Genomic DNA, 24,361 nt, shown 5'->3' with positions numbered 1-24,361 from the left:
GAAATAGCCGTGCTTGAGCGCTTGCATTAAAACCACAACAGCTAACGCAGACAGAACCAAGGGATTCGCTCCCCAGGAGCATTGGAATGAAAACGCGGGAGGCCGATCGCTCGGGCTCCCGCGTGGGGGTGGCGGTGGGGATCAGAAGCGGGTGGTGAGGCTGACGCCGACGGTGCGCGGGTCGCCGTAGGTGATCACGTACTGGCCGCTGCCGACGGCGCCGTTGGGGCGGCCGTGGACCTGGTAGCGACGGTCGGTGAGGTTGTTGACGAAGCCGGTGACGCTGATCTTCTCGTCGTGGTTGAACCAGGTCAGGCGGGCGTTGGCCAGGGTGTAGTGGGGCTGGCTCAGGGTGCTGTCGACGCTGCTCTGGCGGTCGGCCAGGAAGTATTCCTTGCCGCGGTAGCTGACGTCGCCGCCGGCCACCAGCTTGCCGCCGATTTCCAGCGGGATGGTGTAGTCGGCGCCCAGGGAGACCACCTGTTCCGGCGAGCGCACGAAGCGGTTGCCGCTGTAGTCGGCGGTGACCACGCCGGTTTGCGGGTTGACGTTCTTGAAGTCGGTGTACTCGGTGTCCAGGTGGGAGAGGGCGGCACGCAGGTGCAGGAACTCGGTGGGCTGGGCCTCGATTTCCAGTTCCGCGCCCTTGACCTCACCGGCGGCGCCGTTGGTCAGGGCGGTGGTGAGCACGCCGTTGCTGACGGTGAGCAGGTTCACCTGGATGTCGGAGTAGTCGTAGTAGAAGACGTTGGCGTTGGCGGTGAGGCGGCCGTCCAGCCACTCCGACTTCAGCCCCAGCTCGTAGGAGTCCAGTTCTTCCGGGTCAACGGTGGTGAGGCCGGAGAGCCCCTGGGACAGGCCGGTGTTGAAGCCGCCGGAGCGGAAGCCGTGGGCGTAGCGGAAGAACACCCGCAGGTTGTCGTTGATGCGGTATTCCGGGGTCAGGTCGTAGGTCCAGGCGTCCCAGGTCTTGTCCTTCTCGCTGGTGCCGTTGTTGTCGGCGCCGGCGATGGGCGCGCCGCTGGCCAGGAGCTGGGTCAGGGCCAGGTCGATGTCCTTCTTCTCCTTGGTCCAGCGCAGGCCGCCGGTCACGCTGAATTTTTCGGTGAAGTCATAGGTGAGGTTGCCGAACAGGGCGATGCTGTCGGTCTTGTGGGTGTAGGCCAGGTCGCGGGAGACGGTGCCGGTCTGGTTGCTGCCGGTGCCGTTGGGCAGCGTGCCGGGGCGCACGTAGCGCAGGGCGTCGCTGTCGAGTTTCTCGTGGAAGTAGTGGCTGCCGGCGAGCCAGCGCAGGGCGTCCTCCTGGGGGGAGGCGATGCGGAATTCCTGGCTGTACTGGTTGTACTCGTTGTCGACGTCGCTGACGCCGTTGACCTCGTAGGGCGTGTAGTCGGCGTCGCTGACGCTCTGGTTGCGGATGTAGTCATAGGCGGTGATGGAGGTGAGTGTGTAGCCGCCCAGGTCCCAGTTGAAGGTCAGCGAGGTGCCGTCGTGGTCGAGCTTGGCGTCCTCGTCGACGTTGAGCTGGATCTTGCTGCCATGGGGGCGCACGTAGCCGACGTTGTAGTAGCGGCCCACCGGCAGCGAGCCGTTGCTGCCGTCGCCCTTGTGCTCGCGGCTGTGGATCTTCCACAGGGCTTCCAGGTCCGGGGTCAGCTGGGCTAGGAACTGCAGGCGCACGGCCTTCTTGTTGACGTCACCGTAGGTGTGGTCGTTGCTGAGGTTCTTGGTGAAGCCGTCGCGCTCCTCGGAGTAGACCGCCACCCGCGCCGCCAGGCGCTCGTCCACCAGGGCGCCGCCGATGGCGCCGTTGAGGATGCGTTCGTTCTTGCTGCCGAAACCGATGGTGCCGTAGCCGTCGGTGTCGAAATCGGGCTTCTTGGAAATGATGTTCACCGCACCGGCGGTGGTGTTCTTGCCGTACAGGGTGCCCTGGGGGCCACGGAGGATTTCGATGCGCTCCAGGTCGTAGAGCGGGCCGCCGCCGGCGATGGGGGCGTTGAGGTAGACGTCGTCGGCGTAGATGCCCACCGGGAATACGGTGGCGGCGCCGGTGTCGCCGGTGCCCAGGCCACGGATGTACCAGCGCGGGCGGCCGTCGCCGTCGGGGTTCTTGGCCGCGGCGTTGGGCACGAAGGTGGTGATGTCGCCGATGGCGCGCACGCCGTCGGTGGTGATGTTGGTGCCATTGATGGCGGAGACGGTGGTGGGCGTCTCCTGCAGGGTTTCTTCACGGTGCTGGGCGGTGACGGTGACCGTCTTCAGCGCGGTGGTCGGCTGGGCCTTGGCGGCCGCTTCGGCCTTCTTCGCATCGGTCTGTTCGGCGGCCACCAGCGAGCCGCTGGCGGCCAGCAACAAGGCCAGCCAGATGCCTCGGGTAATCGGATTGGGTGTGTGCATGTTCTCTCCCCTTTATATGTAAGGCACGGGTCGCCAAGTGGGCGGTCGCAAGGCGTGCCATGAATAAGCCAAGAGGGTGAGAGCAGGAGTCGTGCCAGTCTTTTGTTGGGCGGAACGGTTATTTCGTTAAATTCGCAAATTACTGTTTATAAAGGATTTTAATGTTTTTTTTGGCGCGGATTTGTAACAACTAAGGGCGCGTGGGAGTTGGCCGAATCGAGGGCCGGGAGAGGGGCTGGAAAGTGTGCGTTGTCGGCAGCAGGAAGTTGCTGGGAAGTTGCTGCTGGGGAAGCAGTCGCCCGGGCATTGCTGCCCGGGCAGCAGCCTTATACGGCGACCCGCGAGGTGGAGCCGATGACCTTCTCCAGTACGCTGAAATCGATCCAGTCGCGCACGTCGAAACGGCGCGGGATGAAGTCCCAGCGGTGGAGGAAATCGGTGAAGTCCTGCAGCGCGGCGATCGAGCGTTCGTCGAGGGTGGTGCGCAGGCGCCGGTGGGCATCCTCGCCGTAGGCGGCGGCGACCCAGTACTCGCTGGTGTTGAGTTCGCGGGCGAGGAAGCGCCGGGTCTCGTCCGGGTTGGCCCAGGCCCATTGCTCGGTGCGCAGCACGGTGTCGACGATGCGCACCGAGGCATCGAAGTGCTCGTGCAGCAGGTGGGTGTCGACGGTCAGGGTACGCGGCGTGCCGTTGTTGGAGCGGATCAGCGGGTCGGGGTGCGAGCCGGTGTCCACCACCACCTGCAGGCCGAACTCGTTGGCCAGGTGGGCGGCGTGGGCGCCCTTGAGGAAGATGGCGTCGATGTCGCCGCGCAGCAGGCCGATCAGCTCGTTGTTGCGGCGTTTGACGCGGTCCACCCCGAGGCTGACTTCGGCGCCATGCAGGTGGTGCTTCTGCTCGTCGCTGTAGGTGCCGCCGTAGGGATAGTCCACCAGCTCGACGTCCTGCACGGAGAGGCCTTCCAGGCGCAGGGCGTTCTCCAGGCCGCGCAGGGCCTGGGCGCGGGTGAAGTCGATCTGCACGTTGGCCCACTTGGGCAGGCCGAAGCGGCGGTTCTTCAGGTCGCGGATGCTGTTCACCCCGGATTCCGGCGTGGTCAGGATCAGCTGCACCTCGTCGCTCCAGGACAGCCCGACGACGCGGGTCTGCACGCCGCTGGCGTAGGCCCAGATGGCCGGGATGTTGCCGCCGTGGCGTACCGAGTTGGGCAGGTGGTGGTCGTAATGGGCTTCGCGCACCTCGCGCTCGCTGGATTCGCGCAGCGACTGGATGCTGGTGCCGAAGGGGCGGAAGGCCTCGGCCAGGCGGCCGGACTGCACCGCGATGCCGAGCCCGGTGGGGACCGGGCTGTGGGTGTACCAGAGGGTGTCGAGTGGCTTGCTCATAAGTGGCTCGGTTGAGGTCAGTAGAGCCCGGCCGATCAGCCTGCCAGCGCAGTGGCTGCGCGCAGGGAATCCAGCGGTCGGGTATCGATCCAGTCACGCACGTCGAACAGCTGCGGGATGAAGCCCCAGCGGTGCAGGAAGGCGGTGAAGTCCTGCAGCGCGGCGATGGCCTGTTCGTCCAGTTCGGTGCGCAGGCGGCGGTGGGCGTCCTCGCCATAGGCCACGGTCACCCAGTACTCGCTGCTGTTGGTTTCGCGGGCGAGGTAGCGGCGGGTGTCGTCGGGGTGGGCGTGGGCCCATTCCTCGGCGCGCAGTACCGCGTCGAGGATGCCGGCGGCGGCTTGCGGGTGCTGCTCCAGCAGGTGGGCGTCGACGGTCAGGGTGCGCGGCGTGCCGTTGTTCGAGCGCACCAGCGGCTCGGGGTGCGAACCGGTGTCGATCACCGTGCGCAGGCCGAAGTCATGGGCCAGCTGGGCGGCACTGGCGCCCTTGAGGAAGATGGCGTCCACCTCGCCGCGCAGCAGGCCCACCAGCTCGGCGTTGCGCCCTTCGGCACGCCGCGAACTCACCGGGGTGCCGGCCACCGCCTGCACCGGCTCGTCACTGAAGGTGCCGCCGTAGCGGTAGTCGACGCGCTCCACGTCGGCCACTTCCAGGCCCTCCAGGCGCAGGGCGTTTTCCAGGCCGCGCAGGGCCTGGGCGCGGGTGAAGTCGATCTGTGCGCCGTGCCAGTCGGGCAGGCCGAAGCGGCGACCCTTGAGGTCCTTGACGCTTTTGATGCCGCTGTCCGGGCGGGTGAGAATCAGCTGCACCTCGTCCGCCCAGGACAGGCCGATGACGCGGGTGTCGCGGCCCTGGGAGCGCGCCCAGATCGCCGGGATGTTGCCGCCGTGGCGTACCGAGTTCTGCAGGCTGTGGTCGAAGTGCGACTCGCGCACCGCCTGCTCGGTGGATTCGCGCAGGGACTGGATGCGCGTGCCCTGGCTGGCCAGGGTCTGCTCCAGCCAGCCTTTCTGCACGGCGATGCCGAGCCCGGTGGGAACCGGGCAGCGGGTGTACCAGAGGGTGTCCAGTTGGCTCATGGTAGGGCTCCGGTCAGGCACTTTGCTTGAGGGTGGCGGCGGGGCTGGCGGCGCTGCGCTGGTGCACCAGCGGCAGCACTTCCTGGCCGATGCGCAGGGCTTCTTCCAGGTGCGGGTTGCCGGCGAGGATGAAGGTGGAGAAGCCGGCGTCGCGGTATTCCACCAGGCGTTCGGCGATGTTTTCGTGGCTGCCCACCAGGCCCACGGTCGGGCCGGGCTTGGCCTTGGCGAAGCCGGCCCAGAGGTTGGGGCCGAGGATCAGGTCGTCGAAACGGTCGATGTTCTGGTGGTAGGCGGTCTGGCGCGCGCCGCCCACCGAGTCGGAGCCGCTGGTGAAGTTCTTCACCAGGGAGCTGGGCTTGCCTTCGAGGCGGTCGAACTGGGCACGCAGGTCGCGCCAGGCGGCTTCCTCGGTCTCGCGGGCGAAGAGGTCCACGCGCAGGCCGAAGCGCACGGTGCGGCCCTGCTTGTCGGCCAGCTCGCGCACGCGCTCGATGTGTGGCTTGAGCTTGTCCACCGGCTCGGCCCAGTTGAGGTAGACGTCGGCGTGGCGCGCGGCCACTTCCAGGGCGGCGTCGGAGAAGCCGGAGAAGTACACGCCGGGCTTGCGCTCGTCATGCAGGCCGGGCGGCAGCGCGCCGTTCTCCAGCTGGTAGATGTCGCCGTCGTAGGAGAAGCGTTCGTTCTCCCAGAGGCCCTGGATGATGTCGAGGAACTCGCCGGTGCGCTTGTAGCGCAGGTCGTGTTCGAGGAAGTCGCCATTGGCGCGCTGGCTGGCCGGGTTGCCGCCGGTGATGATGTTCCACTCCAGGCGGCCGCGGCTGAGGTTCTGCAGGATGGCCGCCTGCTGCGCGGCGTAGGCGGGCAGGGTCCAGGTGGCCTGGAAGGCGATGAGGAACTTGATGCGACGGGTCTCCCGCGCCAGGGCCGAGGCCACCACCCACGGCTCGGGGCCGGTGGGCAGCAGGGCGCCTTCGAAACCGGCCAGCTCGGCGGCCTTGGCCACCTGGGCGATGTAGTCGATGTAGCCGAAACCGTCGGGCTCGCCGTTGGGCAGGCGGCCGGGGGCGATGTTGCCCGGGCGGTGCGCGTGGCTGCCACGGTTGTGCTTGTCGGTGGACAGCTGCGGTCCGTCGGTGCCCAGCGGCAGGCGCCAGAAGAATTCAGTGCTCATATTCGCTCCTGATGAGATGGCCGTGGTTCCCGCCGGGGCCGGCGAGCCACGCTGGGAAGGAGCGAGTGCAACCGCCATGCCACGGCCTGCCGGCGGGCCTGTACGCCAGGCGTGGCAAGGGCTGCGTGGGCGTCGGGCGAGGGTGTGGTGCGCTGGGGTGCGTCTCCAGCAACACCCCGCCAGCAGCCGGCTGTTGGGGGCGCAACAGAATCGCCCGCAGTGGGCCGGCGGATGGCCTGGCCGCTGCCGCCAGGCCTTGTGTTTCAAGGGGTTGAAGGAGTCGGCACAAGTCCTGCTCTGCATCGCTGCAACCGCACACCGCGGCGGCAACGGAGCTTCGTTGCAAGACCCCTTGAAGGACGGACAACACCATGACCCAGACCAGCACCACCCTCGGAAACGCCATCCTCGAACAGGTGGAGCAGGCCAAGCGCGATTTCGCCAAGGCCTTCCGCGTGCTCCAGGAGACCCGCACCCTGACCGCCACCAACACCCTGCAGGCCTACCTGCGGGTCCCCGGCACCGACCTGGTGATCGCCCTGCGCGCGCCCTCGCCCTGGGACGACGAGCCGGGCATCCGCGCCTCGGTGGTCAGCTACGACGGCGTGGTCCACCTCGACGAGACCCTGGGCCGCGCCCAGACCCTGAGCGAAAGCCGCGAGGCCGGCAGCGGCAAGCGCTACGCCCAGGTGCTGCGCGAGCGCGCCGAGGTGAATGTGGTGATCCACGTGCACACGCCCTACCTGGGTGGCTGGGCCGGCACCCACCGCGTGCTGCCGCTGCGCTACGCCGCCTCGCAACGGGTGACCCTGGCCCGCGAGCTGCCGGTGTACATCGACCGCCGCCAGCCGGAGCCGGCCTTCATCGTCGACGCCATCAAGGTCAACCCGCATACGCCGGGGCTGCTGGAGGCCAACGGCGGGGCGACCTTCTGGGGCACCGGCATCCTCCAGGTGGCCAAGCTGGTCCTGCTGGTGGAAGAGGGCGCCTACTTCCAGGCACTGGCGGAAAACCTCGGCGGCTCCAAGGAGTTCGGCCCCGGCGTGCTGGAGCAGCAATGGAAGATGACCGGCCTCTGGGCCGAGGGGCAGAAGCTGCTGGGCGAGGTGGCCTGACGCGGGCGGCGCGGTGCCCGTTACTGCGCGGGCACCGTGGGCGTTGCGGGCGCGACGGTGGCGGCACCGATGGACTCGCTGAACTCGGTGTCGATGAGCACCGTGCGCACCTTGTAGCTGTCGAATTTGCGCGCCTTCACCGGCACCGAGAAGCGCCACGCCTGGCCACCCTCGATGCCCTTGGCACGGAAGGTCTCGGTGTCCACCAGCTTGTCGCCCTGGTAGATGTCGAACACCACCGTGACGGTGGAGAAGGACTTCTCCGAGGTATTGGCGGCGGTGCCGTTGATGTAGCTGTCGTGCCCGGAACGGGTAAGGGCGAGGTTGCGCACCTTGACGTCATCGGCGAGGGCGCACAGCGGAACGAGGGCCAGCAGGGCGAGGCAGGATTTACGCAACATGGCGAACGACTCGAAGGCCTTAACCTGCCGTTGATACATCGGCGCAAAATCCTTGTCGACTACCGCTCGGCGCCACGTAATCCGAGGCTTACGGCGGCGACCCACGGATGTGCCGGCAGCGTAGGGTGGACCCCGTTTTATCGGTCCACCTTTCGTGCTTGCCGGCTGCTCCGCTGGTGGATGAAAAGAGCGTCATCCACCCTACGGGCGTGCCACCGCGAGGTGGCGGAGACGGGGCTGTGCCAATGGCCCCGTTCGCCTGGCTCAGGCCACGCCAAGAGTGAGGTGAACCCGTCGCCCCAGGGCGGTGGCGATGTTCACCAAGGCATCCAGGGAGAAGCGCGAGATGCGCCCGCGCAGCAGGTCGTTGATCCGAGGTTGGGTCACACCGCAGCGAGCTGCGGCTTCCGCCTGTTTCCAGCCGTTCTCTTCGATGAGGGCCGCGATCTGCTGCATCAGCTCGGCGCGTGCCTGCAGGTTGGCTGCCTGTTCGGGCGTGTCAGCGATGGCATCCCATACGCTGTCGAAGCTTGCGATCTCGCTCATTTCAAACCTCGCATCAGTTCCTGGTAACGGGCCTTGGCCAGTTCGATGTCGCGCTTGGGTGTGGCCTGGGTCTTCTTCTGGAAGGCATGCAGAACCCAGATGGCATCGGCCACCCGGGTGGTGTAGATCACCCGGTAGGCTCCGGACTCGTCCCTGATCCGTATCTCTTCCACGCCGGCACCGATGCTTGGCATCGGCTTGAAATCCATCGGCATGCAACCGCGTTGCAGCCTGTCCAACTGGTAGCCAGCGTCCTGTTTTGCCGCACTGGGAAAGCCGCGCAGGCACTTCAAGGCATCGCCCAGAAAGCGTAGTGGTTTCATCATCGAAAATATACTGGTTTGGATATATTTCCGGAGGCCTAGCCTTGCACCCGGCTCCTCCGGCGCCAACACGACGAAGTACCGCTGGAGCGTGTAGGGCCGCAAGGCGGAAGGGCTGTGAGGATGTTCGGAGCGGCGGGTGAGCGTAGGCGCGGAGCATGATCCGGCCTGCTGTCGCTACGTAGGGGCGAATTCATTCGCCCGCTTCTGGGGGGCGGGCGAATCCGCTCGTGAGGCCTTCGCCGAGCTGCCAGCCGCGTAGGGTGGACCCCGCTTTATCGGTCCACCTTTCGTGCTTGCCGGCTGCTCCGCTGGTGGATGAAAAGAGCGTCATCCACCCTACGGGCGTGCCACCGCGAGGCCTTGGAGAGGGGCCGTGGGAGCGAATTCATTCGCGAATCTCTTCGCGGTTGAAACCGCTCCCACGGGCTGTGTGTTGCCTGGCGTGCATCACCCCTCCGCGCCGGCTTTTTCCAGGATGGTGTCGATGGAGGCGCTGGTTTCGGCGCTGCGCAGGTAGGTCTGGTAGAGGGCGGCGTAGGCGCCGTTCTGCTCGATGAGCTGGCTGTGGGGGCCGAGTTCGACGAGCTGGCCGTTGCGGATCACGGCGATACGGTCGGCGTCGCGGATGGTGGCCAGTCGGTGGGCGATGATGATCGCCGTGCGGCCTTCGCAGAGGCGGCGCAGGGCGCGCTGGATGCGGCGTTCGGTGTGCACGTCCACCGCCGAGGTGGCTTCGTCGAGGACCAGCACCGCCGGGTCGGCGAGGTAGGCGCGCACCAGGCACACCAGCTGGCGCTGGCCGTGGCTGAGCTGTGCGCCGAGGGGGCCGACTTCGCTGTGGTACTGGTGGGGCAGGCGCTCCAGCACCTCGTCGGCGCCCAGTTCGCGGGCGGCGGCGATCAGTTCGTCGTCGCTGGCGCCGGGGGCGGCCAGGCGCAGGTTGTCGAGGATGCTGCCGCTGAACAGCACGTTGTCCTGCAGCACCACGGCGACACGGCGGCGCAACTGGTGCTGGGCGACGTCGCGCACGTCCACGCCGTCGATGCGTACGCTGCCGCCCTGCACGTCGTAGAAGCGCGTGAGCAGTTGCACCAGGGTGCTCTTGCCGTGGCCCGAGGGGCCGACGATGGCCAGCACCTCGCCGGCGTGGATGTGCAGGTCCAGATCCTTGATCACCGGTTGCGCGGCCTTGGGGTCGTAGGCGAAGCGCACGGCGTCGAAACGCACCTCGCCACGGGCCTCGGGCAGGGCCTGGGGCGCGTGGCGGTCGGTGATTTCGGGTTGGGTGTCGAGCAGCAGGAAGATGCGCTGGGCCGAGGCGGAGCCGGTGGCGTAGCGCTCGAAGAGGTCCGACAGCTCCTGCAGCGGGCCGAGGAACATCATCACGTAGAACAGGCTTTCCGCCACCTGGCCGACGCTCACCGTGCCGTTGGCCAGGCCGTGGCCGCCCACCAGCAACAGTGCGGCCATGCCGCCGGCGGAGAGCAGCGCGGTGAAGGGGGCGAACCAGCCGGAGCGCAGGCTGCCGCGGATCAGCGCCTGGTTGAAGTCCAGCAGCAGGCGCCGGTAGCGCGCGCGGTTGGGGGCTTCCTGCACGCATTGCTGGATCATCCGCGCGCCGCTGACGCTTTCCACCAGGTGCGCGGTGAAGCGGCTGCGGTTCTCCGCCACCCGTGCCCAGTTGCGCTGGGAGATGCGCTTGAACGCCCAGGTGGCGGCGAACAGCAACGGCACGGTGCCCACCAGGGCGAGGAAGAACAGCGGCGAGATCAGCCACAGCAGCACCCCGGCCACGGCGCAGCGCAGCAGGGCGCCGAGCAGTTCCGGCGGGCCCTGGATCAGCAGCGGTTCGAGGCTGTCCACGTCGCGGTCGGCGCGGGAGATGATGCGCCCAGCCTTGGTCCGGTCGAAGTAGCCGACGCTCAGCGCCTGGACGTGGGCGAACACGCGCACGCGCAGGTCGTTGAGCACGCGGATGGCGGCGCTGCCGGCGATGAACTGGGAAATCCCCGCGAGCAGGAAGCGCCCCAGCCAGCTGGCCGCCAGGCCCAGGCCGAGCAGCGCCACCAGGCGCTCGTCGAGCAGCCAGTGGTCGCCCTGCGGCACCAGGCCGTGGTCCAGCAGCTCGCGCACGAACAGCGGCCGCAGGAACACGGTGAACACCAGCACCACCTCCAGGGCGATGACCGTGAGGATGGCGCCGCGTATCGGCCGCAGCAGCGGCAGCAGGCGGTGCAGCATGCTGCGGTCCAGCGCCTTGCGGGCGAGCATTTCCTCGATCTCGATATCCGAGAGCGCCTTGCCCGGTAGCGGGTTAGCCATGGTCGATCCCCAGCAGGTCGCGGTAGATGGGATTGCGTTGCAGCAGCTCGGCGTGGGTGCCGGCGTCGGCGATGGCACCCTGGTCGAGCAGCAGCACGCGGTCGGCCAGGAGGATGGTGGAGAGCCGGCTGGAGATGACCAGCAGGGTGGTGCCGCGCAGTGCGCGGATATTGCCCAGCACGCGGCGTTCGCTGATGGCGTCGAGGGCGCTGGTGGCGTCGTCGAGGCAGAGGATGTCCGGCTGGCCGAGCAGCGCGCGGGCCAGGTTGAGGCGCTGGCGCTGGCCGCCGGAGAGGGTCACGCCACGGTCGCCCAGGGGCGTGTCCAGGCCCCGGGGCAGGCGCTCCAGCACGTCGTCGGCGGCGGCCCTGTGCAGGGCCTGGAGCAGTTCGGCATCGTCGGCCCCGGGGGCGGCCAGGCGCAGGTTGGCGGCGAGGGTGTCGGAGAACAGGAAGCTTTCCTGGGGCACCACGTGCACGCGGCGGCGCAGCTGGGCCAGGTCGAGCTGGCGCACGTCCTGCCAGCCGGCGGCGTCGGAGCCCAGCAGCAGGCGCCCGGCGCTGACGTCCACCAGGCGCGGCAGCAGGCTGGCCAGCAGGCTCTTGCCGGTGCCGGTGGCGCCGACCAGGGCGACGGTTTCGCCGGGCTCGATGCGCAGCGAGCAGGCGCGGAGGATTTCGCGGCCACCCTCGGCGGCGCTGACGCCGACCTCTTCGAGCCTCAGCCCCAGCGGGCCGTCGGGCAGGGGCGCCTGGCCGCTGCGGATGGCCGGCTGTTCGTCGAGCAACTGCCAGATGCGTTCGGCGGAGGAACGGGCGTCGGCGAAGGTCTGCATGACCCGGCCGATGCCTTCGATGCGGAACACCAGGGTGGTGGCGATCAGCAGCGAGGTGACCAGCTCGCCGATGCCGATGCGCCCGTCGGCCACCAGGTGGGCGCCGTAGACCAGGATCCACACATGGCCCAGGGCGACCACCGCCTGGGGCAGGGGAATGCGCGAGGCGGCGTAGGCGAGGGCGCTGCGGGCGTGGTCGGCGAACAGGCCGACCTGGCTGGCGAAGCCCTGGATGCGGCTGGCTTCCAGGGCGAAGGATTTGATCACGCGGACGCCGCCGATACCTTCGCTGAGGTCCTGGGCGACGCGGTCATAGGCGGCGCCCACGGCGCGGTCGAGGCTGACCAGGCGCTCGGTCTGCACCACGAAGATGGCCAGCCCCAGCGCAGTGAGCAGCAGCGGCACCAGGCCCAGCAAGGGGTGGTACCAGCACAGCAGGCCGACGGCGGCGAGCACCACCAGCGGGGTTTCCACCAGTTGGCGCCAGAAGCTGATCAGCGCGTCGCGCACCTTGTCGGCATCGCGGGTGGTGCGGGTGATCATCTCGCCCATGCCGTGTTGCCAGTGGTAGCCCAGGTGCAGGCCCTGGACCTGGCCGAGGATGCGTTCGCGCAGGCGCGTCAGCAGCTCCTGGCTGAGCACCAGGGAGAGCACGCCGGCGGCGTATTGCAGCACGCCCCGGCCCAGGGCCACGCCGACGATCAGGGCGAACCAGTACCAGCCCAGGGAGGCGTCGAGGCTGCCGTCGGCCTGGCGCACCACGGCGTTGCCGGCGCTGACGTCGTTGACCGCGTGCCCCACCAGCCATTGCTGCCAGGCCAGGCCCAGGTTGACGGCGATGAACAGCAGCGCGGTGAGGGCGAAGCGCCAGGGCATCTCGCGGTAGATGGCCAGACAGCGGAGCAGGGGGTGACGGTGGGGCATCGGTGGGGCTCGTGGTCGAAGGGGGAGGCGTTGGGGCGGGGGCGCCCCGACGCGTGTGTGCACGGGTGGGGTTACGGGTTGCCTTGCAGCTCGTCCTTGTAGATCACCCCGCCCTTCATCACCCACTGCACCTTCTCCAGCACCTTGATGTCGGCGAGGGGGTCGTCCTTGACGGCGATGATGTCGGCGTAGCGGCCGGCTTCGATGCTGCCGATGCTGTCGCTGGCTTCCAGCCACTTGGCCGGGGTGATGGTGGCGGCCTGGATGGCCTGCAGGGGCGTGAGGCCGGCCTCCACCAGGTAGTGGAATTCCACCGCATTGGTGCCGTGTGGGGTGATGGGCGCATCGGTGCCGTAGATGATCGGGATGCCGGCCTTGATCGCCTTGGCGATGTTCTGCCGGTGGATGATGCCGGTCTGCTTGAGGATCGCCAGGGTGTAGGGGCTGGCGCCGGCCTCGATGGCGTGGTCCAGGGCCAGGCCGCCGATGGCCAGGGTGGGCACGATGGGCAGGTTCTTCTGCTTGAGCAGCTTGAGGCCCTCGTCGTCCACCAGGGAGGCGTGCTCGATGGTGTCGGCGCCCAGCTGCGCGGCCAGGCGGATGCCGTCGGCACCGTGGGCGTGCACCGCGACCTTCTTGCGGTAGCGGTGGGCGGTGTCGATCACGGCTTTCAATTCCTCTTCGCTGAACTGGGTGACGCGCGGGTCGGTGCCGCTCATGAAGCCGCCGGTGATGCACACCTTGATGAAGTCGGCGCCGTACTTGAATTGCTGACGCACCTTGCGCTCGAAGGCGTCCGCGCCGTTGGCCACGCCGGCGCCGTCCTTGTCGTCCTCGGGGGTGGTGGGCTGGCCGGAGCAGTGGCCGCCGGTGGTGGTGAGCAGGGTGCCTGCGTCGTAGATGCGCGGGCCGGGGATGTCGCCTTCGTTGATGGCGTCGCGCAGGGCGATGCCGGTGAAGGCGCGGCCGCCCATGTTGCGCAGGGTGGTGAAGCCGGCCTTGAGGGTGTCCAGCGCCTGCTTGGCGCCGGCCAGGGCGCCACGGGCGGTGCCGAAGCGCGGGCCGAAGCCGCCGAGGTGCACGTGGGAGTCGATCAGCCCCGGCAGCAGGGTGCTGGTGCCGAGGTCGACGATGCGGGCCTCGGCGGGGATGACGACGTCCGGGCCGACGGCCTTGATCTTCTCGCCTTCGATGAGCACCACCGGGTTCTTGACCACCTTGCCGCTGGTGACGTCGATCAGCCGTGCGGCCTTGAGGGCGACCAGCTGCGGCGGTTGCGCGGGGGCGGCGGCCTTGGGCGCTTCGGCGGCGAGGGCGAAGGGGGCGGCGCCGAGCAGCAGGGCGGTGCCGGAGGCGAGGGCCAGGCGGTTGCCCTGGCGGAGGATGCGGGTGATGGGCGTCATTTTCGATATCCATGAAAAAGCCCGCACGCCCTGGCATGAACAGGGCGCCGGGAAATGGAACGCGGGTGGGTGAGGTTCAGCGCGTGGTGGCGCCTTCGCTCTGCTTGGCGTTGAGGATGGCGGTGTATTCGCCCGGGTCGATGCCGTTGAGGTAGTAGTTGCCGACGTGGTGCAGGCGCCAGCGGATCGGGTCGTGGGTGGTGTGCACCCGCGCATTGCGCCAGAAGCGGTCGAGGTTCCACTTGGTCAGCGAGGCGCTGGCGCCGAGCAGCGAGAAGATGTCGCTGGAGATCTTCAGCGAGGCACCGTCGGAGTGGGCACGGGCGGTGGCCACCGAGAGGATCAGCTCGTCCTGCAGTTCCTTGTTGTCCGGGTCGTGCTCGTGCTGGTCGAACACCCGCGCGGCATCGCGCAGCAGGGATTCGGCGGCGCGCAGGGCCACGGCGTATTCGCCGATCTGGCGGATGATGTGCGGCTCTTCGTTGGCGCGCTCGACGCCGCTTTCCACCCAGGGGCGGGAATGGTGGTTGAGGTAGTGCACGCCGGCCTGCAGCGCGCCGGCGGCGATGCCGGTGTCGATGGCGGCGTGGAGGATCTGCGGGAAGGTCAGCCCGGTGCGCTTCATCGGGCCCTGGCGGCGGGAGACGAAGCGCTCGTCCAGTTCGATGTTGTCGAAGATCACCGTGCCGCTGACCGAGTTGTTCTGGCCGAAGGCGTCCCAGTCGTCCACCAGGGTCAGGCCGGGGGTGTCGCGGTTGAGCAGCACGCCCACGCCGCCGTCGTCGGAGCCGGCGGTGAGGGAGATCCACTCGGCCAGGTAGGAGCCGGTGGAGTAGAACTTGCTGCCGTTGAGGATCAGCTTGCCGTCGGCGCGGCGCTCGACGCGGGTCTTGAGGGCGAACTTGTTCTTGCCACCGACTTCGGCCAGGGCATTGCCGAAGCGCTTGCCGGCCAGCACGTCGGCCACCAGGCGGTCGCGCACCTCGTCCGGGTAGCCGTTGAAGATGCCGCGCAGCATCACGTTGTGGATCTGCAGCAGCTGGCCGACACCGCCGTCGGCCACGGAGATCAGGCGCACCGTCTCGACGATGGTTTCCACCGAGGCGCCCAGGCCGCCGAAGGCCTTGGGCACGCCGATGGCGGTGAGCCCGCTGTCGGACAGCAGTTGCGCCTGGCGCCTGGGCAGCTCGCGGTTCTGCGAGCTGTCGGCGGCGATCTCGGCGATCTCCCTGGCCACTTCCTTCGCCACCGCGATGGCATCCGCCTCGCTGCGCAGGATGTTCACCGCCGCGTGCGGCTGCTCCGTGGCGAAATTGCGTTCGGCCGTACTCATGGTTCACCTCTGTGGATTCAAACGTCGCGATGCCAGGCCTGTGCCGGGCGCTGTGGGGGCTTGAGCAGGTTCTATGCCAGAGGTTTTCCAACGGCCGCCGAGGCCTTGCGCGGCGCGGCCTGCAGGGGATGAGCGGGGGCGCACCCGGGCGGGCTGTTGCTGCTGGGGCAGCAGCGGCGCGGGGGCGGTTGCTCGGCAGGCAGCAATCGCCGCGCAACCCTGCTGGCTGGCCAGCAGAACGGCGGCCGGGTTTTCCATGCGCTCCGCTGCAGGCCACGGAGCATGGGGCTTGCGGGCATTGGCACGGGCATTGCGATGGCAGGGCAAACGGCCTGTTCCGGCCGCCATGACTCGTTTGAATGGAGCGCCCCATGACCCTAGCCGCCACCGCCCCTGCGCAGCCGACCTTCACCGGGAAGGCCCCGCTGGAACAGATCTGGTTCACCCGTTGCCCGGTGCCCACCGCTTCCGGCATCGCCTACAAGCTCGGTTGGCTGACCGAGGAATTCGCCGCCGACGGCCTGCCGGTGTCCACCCTGCAGGAGGCCCGCCAGCTCGGCCGCCACCATTACGACCACGAGCTGCCCGGGCTCTTCCGCGAGGGCGGCAACGTGCCGGCCCTGGCCGCCCGCGCCGCCGGGGCGCCGAGCCGCCTGATCGGCCTGACCTGGATCGAGGAGTGGCAGACTATCCTGGTCCGCCCCGACTCGGGCATCCGCAGCCCCGCCGATCTCAAGGGCAAGCGCCTGGCGCTGCCGGCCTGGGGTGACAGCCGCCCCGGCAGCATCGCCCGGGCCATGAGCCTGCACGGCTACAAGGGCGCCCTGGCCCTGGCCGGGCTGGGCTTCGATGACGTGCAGCTGGTTGAGGTGCCGTTGCTGGACCAGGCCGCCGCGCGCACCCCGGAGGAGGGCCTGCAACGCCTCTGGTCGGGCCTCGAACCCCTGGCCCGTGGCGAGCTGGACGCCGTCTACGTCAAGGGCGCCGCCGCTGCCGATGCGGCCCGCCGCCTGGGCCTGGTGGTGGGTGTCGACCTCGACCTGGTGGACCCGCGTCATCGCGTCAACAACGGCACGCCCCGGCCGATCACCGTGCACCAGGAGCTGCTCGACGACCATTTCGACCTGGTGGTGCGCTTCCTCGCCCAGACCCTGCGCGCCGCCGAATGGGCCGCCGACAACCGCGACGACCTGTACGCCATTCTCGAAGTGGAAACCCGTGCCGGCCGCGAGGGCGTGGCCGAAGCCTACCGCGGTGATTTCCACACCACCCTGGCACCGGACCTCTCCGCCCAGCGCCTGGAATTCCTCGGCATCCAGAAGAACTTCCTCAACCTGCACGGCTTCCTCGAGCGCGATTTCGACATCGCCGACTGGGTCGACGCCCGTCCCCTGCAAGCCGCCCACGAACTGCTGGCCCAGCGCCGCGCCTGATCCGGAGATTCCGCACATGACCATCCTGGTTAACGAGCAGCACATCAGCGACGAGCTGCGCGCCTTCGTCGACAACGTCGTTCTCGAAGCCGGCGAAGCCTTCGCCGTGTACCGCGAGACCGGCACCATCACCGCCAACGGCACCGTCGGCTTCATCGAACGGGTGCCGGGGCAGGAGCTGCTGGTCTCGGTCAACTACCCGGGCCCCTGGAACCACCGCAAGCCGTTGCAGGCGGTGGTCACCGACTTCGCCGGCAACGTGGTGTTCGGCCATGGCCGTGGCGGTGCCGGGCGCTACACCAAGCTGTTCCAGCAGCACGCCGACATCACCACCGTGTCCCACGTGCATACGCCCTACCTCGGCGCCTGGGCGCAGACCCAGCGCAGCCTGCCGTTCCACTACGTGCCGGTGCAGCGCTACCAGCTGGCCCGCGAGCTGCCGGTGTACATCGACCGCCGCCAGCAGGAAGTGGATTTCATCCTCGAGCGCATCGCCGAGAACCCCTACACGCCGGCCATCCTCGAGGCCAACGGCGGCTCCACCGTGTGGGGCAAGCAGGGCCTGCGCGCCACCGCCGAATTCATCCTGCTGCTGGAGGAGGGCGCGCAGCTGCAGCTGCTCGCCGAAGCCATCGGCGGCTCCCGTGCCTACGGGCCGGGCGTGCTGACCCAGCAATGGAAGATGAGCGGCCTGTACGACAAGGCCACCGAGCTGGGCCTGGTGCCCGCCATCGACCGCCGCTGAATCCATTCCAAGGCTCCGTGCGAGAGCCCCGGCCGCCACCCGTGCCGCTGCGTGCGCCCCCTCAATCCGTTCAAGGACACCGAACATGGCTGTGAAGATTCTCTGGTACCTCACCACCCCCGATGGCCCCTATCCCTGGGAAGCCGAAGGCCGCTGGAAGAGTGATTTCCAACACCTCAAGCAGATCGCCGTGACCGCCGATCGCCTCGGCTACTACGGCTCCCTGCTGGGCTCCAGCCCAAACGAGAGCCTGGCGGTTTCCGCCGCGCTGATCGACGCCACCGAGCGCCTGCGCTTCCTCGTCGCCCAGCACCCGGGCGAGCTGTCGCCGGCGGTGCTGGCGAAGTGGGCGCTGACCTTCGACCAGTTCTCCAACGGCCGCCTGCTGTTCAACGTGGTCAATGGCAACGACGCCAGCCTGGCCACCTACGGCATCCACTACGGGCATGACGAGCGCTACGACTTCAGCCTGGAATACTGGCGTGCCTTCCAGAGCATCTACGCCGGCGAGACCGCGGGTTACGACGGCCGCTACGTCAAGCTCGCACCGCGCCAGCCGGGGGCCGCCAGCCACCCGCTGGGCGGCTGGCACCCGCCGAAGCAGAAACCGGGCATCCCGCTCTGGGGCGCCGGTACTTCCGGCCCGGGCGTGGCCCATTCGGTGCAGTTGCTGGACGTCTACCTGAGCTTCGCCAACACCCCGCCGAAGCTGGGCGAGAAGTTCGCCAAGGTGGCCGCCGAGGCGGCGAAGATCGGTCGCGAGCTGACCTTCGGCACGCGCCTGCAGGTGATCGTCCGCGAGACCGAGGAAGAGGCTTGGGCCCATGCCGAGAAGCTGCTGCAGCGCACCTCCATCGAGACCGCGCGCAACGCCATCCTGCGCCAGCTGCCGCCCGGCGAGACCCTGGACAGCTTCGTCAGCGACGACCCGCAGATCCAGCGCAACCTGGAGAGCATCCGCGCCGGGCGCCTGCCCAAGGCCCGCGACCTGGAGATCTACCCCAACGTGTGGGTCGGCCCCAGCCTGTTCGGCTTCAACATCCTCGGCCCGGCCGCCGGCACCTACCTGGTGGGCAGCGCCGAGCAGGTGGCGGAGCGCATCCGCGAGTACGAGCGCCATGGCACCTCGGCCTTCATCCTCTCGGGCTTCCCGCTGATCGACGAGGCCCAGCGCGTGGCCGACCTGCTGTTCCCGCTGCTGGACCTGGACCACGGCTTCGAAGTGCCGCAACTGGGCGTGACCGCACGGGCGCCGAAGGCGGCGCTGGCCTGATGCAACCCGGCGCCCCCGCGTACCGGCGGGGGCCGCCGAACCGGCAACGCATAGCACGTGACAAACGGAGTGCGACGAGCAATGGAATCCTGGATCAAGCGTGAACTCTCCCGCCGGCATTTCCTCGGCGGCAGCGCGGCCCTGGGCGGCGGCCTGCTGTTGGGCGGCGGGCTGCTGGCCGGCTGCGACGGCGGGGCACCGGCCCCCTCGGCGGGGTTGATCGTGCCCGGCGAGCCGGTGCACGGCGGGCGCCTGCGGGTGGGCATCATCGACGGCGACCAGGCCGGCAACCTCGATGCCCACAAGCCGGTGGGCGGCGGCATCATCCGCGGCTGGGCGCTGTACGCCAAGTTCTGGGAATGGAACCCGGACGTCAGCACGCGCCTGGCCCTGGCCGAGTTCGCCGAACCCAATGCCGATGCCAGTGCCTGGACCATCCGCATCCAGCCGGGCCTGGAGTTCCACCACGGCAAGACCATCAGCGCCGATGACATGGTCTTCTCCATCCTGCGCCTCACCGACCCGCAACTGGCCTCGCCCTTCGCCGGGCTGGTGGGGGCCATCGACCGCAATGCGGTGCGCAAGCTGGATGCGCGCACCATCGAGATCCGCTTCAAGGAAGGCCAGAGCTTCTACCCCCTGGACGAGACCCTGATCAGCTTCGGCGGCATCGTCCCCACCGATTACGACCCGGTGACCAACCCCGTGGGCGCCGGCCCTTACCGGCTGAAGAAGTTCGTGCCCGGGCAGCGCTCGCTCTACACGCGCTTCGAGAACTACTACAAGCCCGGCCAGCCCTACGCCGACGAGCTGGAGATCATCGAATTCAAGGACCAGGTATCCCGCGCGGCGGCCCTGCGTGCCGGGCAGATAGACGTGGCCAGCGGCGTGCAGGCCGAGCACAGCGCGCTGCTCAAGGCCGACCCGCGCCTGCAGCTGTTCGCCTCGCCGAGCACCGCCTTCACCGGCTTTAACATCAATGTCGCCAAGGCGCCCTTCGACGATGTGCGGGTGCGCCAGGCCCTGCGCCTGCTGGCGGACCGCGAGGAGCTGGTGGCGCGGGCGCTGAACGGTTTCGGCCGGGTGGCCAACGACCTCTATTCGCCCCACGATCCCACCTACAACCACGGCATCGCCCAGCGCCCCCACGACCCCGAACAGGCCCGTTCGCTGCTGCGCCAGGCCGGGCAGGAGAACCTGCAGGTGGAGCTGACCACCACCCCGGGCGCCGGCGCCAACGCCGCGCTGGTGTTCGCCCAGCAGGCGCGTAAGGCCGGCGTCGAGGTCAAGGTGACCCAGGTGGACGGCTCGGTGTTCAACGGCCCGCAGCGGGAGAACTGGCTGCTGTCGCCGGGCTCGACGCCGGCCCGTGGCTTCCTCGCCTCGGCCCTGCACAACGATGCACCGACGGCCATCTACAACCGCAGCAACTTCCGCGACCCACGCTTCAGCGAACTGTTCCTGCAGGCCCTGGCGCAGCCGGACCTGGAACAGCGCAAGGCGCTGGTGCACGAGGCCCAGGCCATCCAGCACGAACGCGGCGGCCTGCTGATCTGGGGCTTCAGTGATGTGCTCGACGCCGCCTCGGTGCGGGTCGGCGGCCTGACGCCGGAGCAGACCACCTTCGCCTCCTGGCGCTTCGACAGCCTGTGGCTCGCCGATGTCTGAGCCCCTCGCCCATTGCGCCCCGCGCCAGCACCGCCGTCGCGCGCCGGCCTGGCTGTCGTGGTTCATCGGCCGCCTTGGCGCCGGCCTGCTCACCGCTTGGGTGATCACCCTGGTGGTGTTCATCGCCACCCAGGCGCTGCCGTCGGACCCGGCGCGGGTGATCCTCGGCCCCGACGCGCCGCTGGAGAGCATCCTCACCCTGCAGCGCCAGCTGGGGCTGGACCGGCCGATCCTCGAGCAGTACCTGCGCTGGCTGGGCAATGCCCTGCAGGGCGACCTGGGCCGCTCGCTGGACTCCAGCGCGCCGGTGAGCGAAATCCTCGGGGCGCGCTTCGGCAATACCCTGGCGCTGATCGCCGGGGTGTTCGCCTGGGTGGTGCCCCTGGCGTTGCTGCTGGGCGTGACCCTGGCACTGCGCCGCGACAGCCGCCTGGACCGTTGGGGCCTGTCGGCGCTGATCCTGCTCAAGGCGACGCCGGGCTTCCTCCTGGCCATCGCCCTGGTGCTGCTGTTCTCCATGCCCCAGGTGAGCCTGCTGCCGGCGGTGTCGATCCTCGACCCGGAGCGGCCGCTGCTGGCGCAGCTGGAGTACCTGGTGCTGCCGGTGTTCGCCCTGGGCCTGTCCGCCTTGCCCTACCTGGCGCGCATGGTGCGGGCCTCGATGATCGAGGCGCTGGAATCCGACTACGTGATCGCCGCGCGCCTGCGCGGCATCCCCGAGCGGCGCATCGTCTGGCGCCACACGCTGCCCAACGCGCTGGTGCCGGCGATCCAGGGCGTGGCCCTGACCCTGCGCGTGCTGGTGGGCGGCGCGCTGCTGGCGGAGGTGATCTTCAGCTACCCCGGCATCGGCACCACGCTCAACTCGGCGATCCAGATGCGCGACCTGCCGCTGATCCAGGCCATCGTCCTGGTCACCACCCTGGGCGTGGTGCTGATCAACCTGCTGGCCGACCTGCTCACCGTGCTGCTCACCCCGAAACTCCGCACCGCGCGCCGCGTGCGGATGATCCAGCGCAACCGCCGCGGCATCCTGCCCTGGTGGCGGCGGCAACCGGCCAAGGCGCCGTGAGGACCCTTCCATGACCGCGACTTCTTCCTCCTGGCGCCGCCTGCTGCGCGAACCCCAGACCCGCAAGGGCGCGGTGGTGACGGCGCTGGTGTTCGCCCTGGCGCTGCTCGGCCCGCTGCTGGCGCCCCACGCGCCCACCGACATGGTCGGGCCGGTGTACGGCGCGCCCAGTGCCGCCGCGCCGCTGGGCCATGACTTTCTCGGCCACGACGTGCTCTCGCGCCTGCTGGCCGGCGGTCTTTCGGTGCTGTGGATGTCCCTCGCGGCGGCCTTCCTGGCCCTGGCCGTGGGCAGTGCGCTGGGCTTGCTGGCGGGCTTTTCCCGGCGTCGGCTGGACCAGGCGATCATGTGGGCCACCGATGTGGCGCTGGCCTTCCCGGATCTGATCCTGGTGCTGCTGATCGTCTCCATGCTCGGCCGCCAGAGCTGGCTGATCGTGATCACCGTGGCCATTGCCTTCATCCCCAGCGTGGTGCGCCTGGCCCGTGGCAGCACGGTGGCGGTGGCGGGGCAGGAGTTCGTCGAGGCGGCGGAGATGATGGGCTACTCGCGCTCGCGCATCCTCTTCCGCGAGATCCTGCCGAACATCCTCACGCCGCTGCTGGTGCACTTCGGCAACATGCTGACCTGGGGCGTGGGCATTCTTTCCGGCCTCAGCTTCCTCGGTTACGGCGTGGCGCCCCCGGCCGCCGACTGGGGGCTGATGATCAACGAGAACCAGGCGGGCCTGCTGATCCAGCCCTGGGCGGTGCTGGTGCCGGCGCTGCTGATCGCGGTGTTCGCCTATGGCACCAACATCCTCGCCGAGGGCATCGGCCGCAGCAGTGCGCAGATCGGCGAGAAGCAGCCATGAGCGCCCTGGCCGAACTGCAGGTGGAACCGGTGCTGCCCCTGGCCGAGCCCTTGGCGCCGGCGCTGCGGGTCAGCGAGTTGCGGGTGGAGCTGGCCAGCGGCGCCGATGTGGTGGAGGGCATTTCCTTCAGTCTGGCGCCGGGGGAGATTCTCGGCCTCGTGGGCGAGTCCGGTTCCGGCAAGACCACCCTGGCCACCGCGCTGCTGGGCCATGCCCGGCGCGGTGCGCGCATCGCCTCCGGGCGGGTGGAAGTGGCCGGGCATTCATTGCTGGAGCTGCGTGGCGAGGCGCTGCGCCGTGCCCGTGGCGGGCTGATCGGCTACGTGCCCCAGGACCCGGCTACGGCGCTGAATCCGGCGCTGCGCATCGGTGCGCTGCTGGGCGAGACCCTGGCCGCCCACGAGCGCTTGCCGGCGGATGCGCAGCAGCAGCGCCTGGGCGAGACCCTGCGCGATGTGGGTTTGCCGGATGATGCCGAGTTCCTCCGGCGCTTCCCCCATCAGTTGTCCGGCGGCCAACAGCAGCGGGTGTTGCTGGCCCTGGCCTTCGTCCTGCGGCCGAAACTGGTGGTGCTCGACGAGCCGACCACGGCGCTGGACGTGGCCACCCAGGCGCACATCCTCGAAACCCTGCGGCGCTTGTGCAAACGCCAGGGCGTGGCGGCGGTCTACGTCTCCCACGACCTGGCGGTGATCAAGGACCTGGTGGACCGGGTGGTGGTGATGTACGCGGGGCGCATCGTCGAGGCGGCGCCCCGTGAGCGCTTGTTCGAGCGGCCGGCGCACCCCTACAGCCTGGGGCTGCTGGCGGCGATTCCGGATGTGGCCCGGCGCCTGGCGCTGCGGGCCATTCCCGGCCACGCGCCGGCACCGGGGCAGCGGCCCCAGGGCTGTGCCTTCGCTGCGCGCTGCCCGCGTCGGCAAAGCGCCTGCGAGCGGGCCGAGCCGCCCCTGCGCGGCCTCGACCCGGTGCAGCGGGTGGCCTGCCTGGAGCCCCATCGCGAGCCCCTGGCGCTGGTCGAGGAGGCGCCGCTGGCTGCGGGTGCGCTGGAGGCGCGGCCGCTGCTGCTGGAGGTGCAGGGGCTGAACGTGGCCTACGACCGCCAGGTGCTGTTCGATGTGTCGCTGCAACTGGCGCGGGGCGAGTGCCTGGCGCTGGTGGGCGAGTCCGGCTCCGGCAAGACCAGCCTGGCCCGTGCCCTGGCCGGCCTGGGCGAGAACGCCCAGGGCGAGGTGCACTACGCCGGCGAGCCGCTGGACCTGCGCGCACGCAACCGCTCCACGGCGCTGCGCCACCAGGTGCAGTACATCTTCCAAAACCCTTACCGCGCGCTGAACCCGCGCCACAGCGTGGGCGAGACCCTGGCCGCGCCCCTGGAGCACTTCTTCGGCCTGCGCGGCGAAGCCTGCCGCGCGCGCATCGAGGCGGTGCTGGCGCGGGTGTCGTTGCCGCCTTCGGTGGCGGACCTCCATCCCCACAGCCTGTCTGGCGGCGAACGCCAGCGCGTGGCCATCGCCCGTGCCCTGGTGTGCCAGCCGAAGCTGCTGATCTGCGACGAGATCACCTCGGCGCTGGACGTGTCGGTGCAGGCCTCGATCCTCGCCCTGTTGCGCGAGCTGCAGGCGGACGGGCTGACCCTGCTCTTCGTCACCCACGACCTCGGCGTGGTCCGCGCCATCGCCGACCGCGTGGTGGTGTTGCACCGGGGCCGGGTGATCGAGGAAGGCGCCGTGGACGCGGTGCTCGACCAGCCGCGCACCGAATACACCCGCACCCTCGTGGCGCATTCGCCGAGCCTGTTCGTCCCGGGCTGAGGCCCGGGGTGCGGGTGGGTCGTGGGAGCGGATTAATCCGCGATGGGGCGTCGGGGCGTTGCATGGCGGAATGTAGGGGCAATTTCAATGGCTCTGTTTGCGTTAGCTGTTGTGGTTTTAATGCAAGCGCTCAAGCACGGCCATTTCCGGGCGCCCAAGAGTTCGTGCCACCTCCACCGCATGGGTTTCGCTTCGCTCTACACCATCCTACGAAAGCCCGTGCGCACCACGTGGCGATGCGCTGGACGAAGAAAGGT

The 24,361-nt window shown here is 69.1% G+C and carries 19 protein-coding genes; 8 read left to right on the top strand and 11 right to left on the bottom strand.

Annotated features, from left to right (window positions below):
- Window positions 1-141: 141 nt before the first annotated feature.
- The 4 genes from OEJ36_RS29890 to OEJ36_RS29875 form a co-directional block, all read right to left on the bottom strand.
- Window positions 142-2,400: a TonB-dependent receptor gene (locus tag OEJ36_RS29890; RefSeq protein WP_263404591.1), complete on the bottom strand. Its 2,259-nt coding sequence runs from the start codon at window positions 2,398-2,400 to the stop codon at window positions 142-144.
- A 326-nt stretch (window positions 2,401-2,726) separates the two neighbouring features.
- Entirely contained in the window at window positions 2,727-3,785 is a 1,059-nt protein-coding gene (locus tag OEJ36_RS29885) for an ABC transporter substrate-binding protein (RefSeq protein WP_021220661.1), read from the bottom strand.
- A gap of 35 nt (window positions 3,786-3,820) precedes the next feature.
- Window positions 3,821-4,867, bottom strand: coding sequence for an ABC transporter substrate-binding protein (locus OEJ36_RS29880; RefSeq protein ID WP_263404590.1), 1,047 nt, complete (start codon window positions 4,865-4,867; stop codon window positions 3,821-3,823).
- Window positions 4,868-4,880: 13 nt separating this feature from the next.
- The gene (locus tag OEJ36_RS29875) at window positions 4,881-6,041 is read right to left on the bottom strand and encodes an LLM class flavin-dependent oxidoreductase (RefSeq protein ID WP_263404589.1); all 1,161 of its coding nucleotides are present in this window, start codon (window positions 6,039-6,041) and stop codon (window positions 4,881-4,883) included.
- Window positions 6,042-6,412: 371 nt separating this feature from the next.
- Here OEJ36_RS29875 and OEJ36_RS29870 point away from each other — a divergent pair, with 371 nt between their 5' ends.
- The gene (locus tag OEJ36_RS29870; protein WP_263404588.1) at window positions 6,413-7,156 is read left to right on the top strand and encodes a class II aldolase/adducin family protein; all 744 of its coding nucleotides are present in this window, start codon (window positions 6,413-6,415) and stop codon (window positions 7,154-7,156) included.
- A 20-nt stretch (window positions 7,157-7,176) separates the two neighbouring features.
- On the opposite strand, the gene OEJ36_RS29865 is transcribed toward OEJ36_RS29870, so the two are convergent.
- The 7 genes from OEJ36_RS29865 to OEJ36_RS29835 form a co-directional block, all read right to left on the bottom strand.
- Entirely contained in the window at window positions 7,177-7,557 is a 381-nt protein-coding gene (locus tag OEJ36_RS29865; RefSeq protein WP_263404587.1) for an FxLYD domain-containing protein, read from the bottom strand.
- Window positions 7,558-7,821: 264 nt separating this feature from the next.
- Window positions 7,822-8,103: a helix-turn-helix domain-containing protein gene (locus OEJ36_RS29860; RefSeq protein WP_021220656.1), complete on the bottom strand. Its 282-nt coding sequence runs from the start codon at window positions 8,101-8,103 to the stop codon at window positions 7,822-7,824.
- The gene (locus OEJ36_RS29855) at window positions 8,100-8,426 is read right to left on the bottom strand and encodes a type II toxin-antitoxin system RelE/ParE family toxin (RefSeq protein WP_317891611.1); all 327 of its coding nucleotides are present in this window, start codon (window positions 8,424-8,426) and stop codon (window positions 8,100-8,102) included. The genes OEJ36_RS29860 and OEJ36_RS29855 overlap by 4 nt, the downstream gene beginning before the upstream one ends.
- Before the next feature lie 450 nt (window positions 8,427-8,876).
- Window positions 8,877-10,751 carry an ABC transporter ATP-binding protein gene (locus OEJ36_RS29850; RefSeq protein WP_263404585.1) on the bottom strand — a complete coding sequence of 625 codons (1,875 nt, stop codon included), beginning with the start codon at window positions 10,749-10,751 and terminating at the stop codon, window positions 8,877-8,879.
- Entirely contained in the window at window positions 10,744-12,510 is a 1,767-nt protein-coding gene (locus tag OEJ36_RS29845) for an ABC transporter ATP-binding protein (RefSeq protein ID WP_263404584.1), read from the bottom strand. The genes OEJ36_RS29850 and OEJ36_RS29845 overlap by 8 nt, the downstream gene beginning before the upstream one ends.
- Window positions 12,511-12,581: 71 nt before the next feature.
- Window positions 12,582-13,913 carry a metal-dependent hydrolase family protein gene (locus OEJ36_RS29840; RefSeq protein ID WP_263404583.1) on the bottom strand — a complete coding sequence of 444 codons (1,332 nt, stop codon included), beginning with the start codon at window positions 13,911-13,913 and terminating at the stop codon, window positions 12,582-12,584.
- 76 nt (window positions 13,914-13,989) lie between these two features.
- A complete protein-coding gene (locus OEJ36_RS29835) occupies window positions 13,990-15,246 on the bottom strand; it encodes an acyl-CoA dehydrogenase family protein (RefSeq protein ID WP_263404582.1) in 1,257 nt (418 codons plus the stop codon).
- A 371-nt stretch (window positions 15,247-15,617) separates the two neighbouring features.
- Here OEJ36_RS29835 and OEJ36_RS29830 point away from each other — a divergent pair, with 371 nt between their 5' ends.
- The 7 genes from OEJ36_RS29830 (at window position 15,618) to OEJ36_RS29800 (ending at window position 24,104) form a co-directional block, all read left to right on the top strand.
- Complete coding sequence (locus OEJ36_RS29830) at window positions 15,618-16,679, top strand: ABC transporter substrate-binding protein (protein ID WP_263404581.1); 1,062 nt, start codon at window positions 15,618-15,620, stop codon at window positions 16,677-16,679.
- Between the two features lie 16 nt (window positions 16,680-16,695).
- Complete coding sequence (locus OEJ36_RS29825; protein ID WP_263404580.1) at window positions 16,696-17,424, top strand: class II aldolase/adducin family protein; 729 nt, start codon at window positions 16,696-16,698, stop codon at window positions 17,422-17,424.
- Window positions 17,425-17,509: 85 nt separating this feature from the next.
- Window positions 17,510-18,697, top strand: coding sequence for an LLM class flavin-dependent oxidoreductase (locus OEJ36_RS29820; RefSeq protein ID WP_021220649.1), 1,188 nt, complete (start codon window positions 17,510-17,512; stop codon window positions 18,695-18,697).
- Window positions 18,698-18,778: 81 nt separating this feature from the next.
- Window positions 18,779-20,365 carry an ABC transporter substrate-binding protein gene (locus OEJ36_RS29815; RefSeq protein ID WP_263404579.1) on the top strand — a complete coding sequence of 529 codons (1,587 nt, stop codon included), beginning with the start codon at window positions 18,779-18,781 and terminating at the stop codon, window positions 20,363-20,365.
- On the top strand, window positions 20,358-21,437 hold the full coding sequence (locus OEJ36_RS29810; RefSeq protein WP_263404578.1) for an ABC transporter permease: 1,080 nt from the start codon (window positions 20,358-20,360) through the stop codon (window positions 21,435-21,437). Before OEJ36_RS29815 ends, OEJ36_RS29810 begins: the two co-directional genes overlap by 8 nt.
- A gap of 10 nt (window positions 21,438-21,447) precedes the next feature.
- Window positions 21,448-22,290: an ABC transporter permease gene (locus tag OEJ36_RS29805; protein WP_263404577.1), complete on the top strand. Its 843-nt coding sequence runs from the start codon at window positions 21,448-21,450 to the stop codon at window positions 22,288-22,290.
- Window positions 22,287-24,104, top strand: coding sequence for an ABC transporter ATP-binding protein (locus tag OEJ36_RS29800; RefSeq protein WP_263404576.1), 1,818 nt, complete (start codon window positions 22,287-22,289; stop codon window positions 24,102-24,104). The genes OEJ36_RS29805 and OEJ36_RS29800 overlap by 4 nt, the downstream gene beginning before the upstream one ends.
- Window positions 24,105-24,361 lie beyond the last annotated feature (257 nt).

The organism is Pseudomonas sp. PDM13 (assembly GCF_025685765.1).
Classification (GTDB): domain Bacteria; phylum Pseudomonadota; class Gammaproteobacteria; order Pseudomonadales; family Pseudomonadaceae; genus Metapseudomonas; species Metapseudomonas solani.
Note: the sequence above shows the minus strand (reverse complement) of the source record. Positions and strands in the feature narration are given on the sequence as shown.

Excerpts from the sequence above, each read along its gene's own strand:
- OEJ36_RS29815 (WP_263404579.1), top strand. The coding sequence starts at position 18,779 with ATGGAATCCTGGATCAAGCGTGAACTCTCCCGCCGGCATTTCCTCGGC.
- OEJ36_RS29840 (WP_263404583.1), bottom strand. The coding sequence starts at position 13,913 with ATGACGCCCATCACCCGCATCCTCCGCCAGGGCAACCGCCTGGCCCTC.
- OEJ36_RS29875 (WP_263404589.1), bottom strand. The coding sequence starts at position 6,041 with ATGAGCACTGAATTCTTCTGGCGCCTGCCGCTGGGCACCGACGGACCG.
- OEJ36_RS29880 (WP_263404590.1), bottom strand. The coding sequence starts at position 4,867 with ATGAGCCAACTGGACACCCTCTGGTACACCCGCTGCCCGGTTCCCACC.
- OEJ36_RS29860 (WP_021220656.1), bottom strand. The coding sequence starts at position 8,103 with ATGAGCGAGATCGCAAGCTTCGACAGCGTATGGGATGCCATCGCTGAC.
- OEJ36_RS29855 (WP_317891611.1), bottom strand. The coding sequence starts at position 8,426 with ATGAAACCACTACGCTTTCTGGGCGATGCCTTGAAGTGCCTGCGCGGC.
- OEJ36_RS29870 (WP_263404588.1), top strand. The coding sequence starts at position 6,413 with ATGACCCAGACCAGCACCACCCTCGGAAACGCCATCCTCGAACAGGTG.
- OEJ36_RS29885 (WP_021220661.1), bottom strand. The coding sequence starts at position 3,785 with ATGAGCAAGCCACTCGACACCCTCTGGTACACCCACAGCCCGGTCCCC.
- OEJ36_RS29825 (WP_263404580.1), top strand. The coding sequence starts at position 16,696 with ATGACCATCCTGGTTAACGAGCAGCACATCAGCGACGAGCTGCGCGCC.
- OEJ36_RS29865 (WP_263404587.1), bottom strand. The coding sequence starts at position 7,557 with ATGTTGCGTAAATCCTGCCTCGCCCTGCTGGCCCTCGTTCCGCTGTGC.
- OEJ36_RS29820 (WP_021220649.1), top strand. The coding sequence starts at position 17,510 with ATGGCTGTGAAGATTCTCTGGTACCTCACCACCCCCGATGGCCCCTAT.
- OEJ36_RS29800 (WP_263404576.1), top strand. The coding sequence starts at position 22,287 with ATGAGCGCCCTGGCCGAACTGCAGGTGGAACCGGTGCTGCCCCTGGCC.
- OEJ36_RS29810 (WP_263404578.1), top strand. The coding sequence starts at position 20,358 with ATGTCTGAGCCCCTCGCCCATTGCGCCCCGCGCCAGCACCGCCGTCGC.
- OEJ36_RS29830 (WP_263404581.1), top strand. The coding sequence starts at position 15,618 with ATGACCCTAGCCGCCACCGCCCCTGCGCAGCCGACCTTCACCGGGAAG.
- OEJ36_RS29835 (WP_263404582.1), bottom strand. The coding sequence starts at position 15,246 with ATGAGTACGGCCGAACGCAATTTCGCCACGGAGCAGCCGCACGCGGCG.
- OEJ36_RS29805 (WP_263404577.1), top strand. The coding sequence starts at position 21,448 with ATGACCGCGACTTCTTCCTCCTGGCGCCGCCTGCTGCGCGAACCCCAG.
- OEJ36_RS29890 (WP_263404591.1), bottom strand. The coding sequence starts at position 2,400 with ATGCACACACCCAATCCGATTACCCGAGGCATCTGGCTGGCCTTGTTG.
- OEJ36_RS29845 (WP_263404584.1), bottom strand. The coding sequence starts at position 12,510 with ATGCCCCACCGTCACCCCCTGCTCCGCTGTCTGGCCATCTACCGCGAG.
- OEJ36_RS29850 (WP_263404585.1), bottom strand. The coding sequence starts at position 10,751 with ATGGCTAACCCGCTACCGGGCAAGGCGCTCTCGGATATCGAGATCGAG.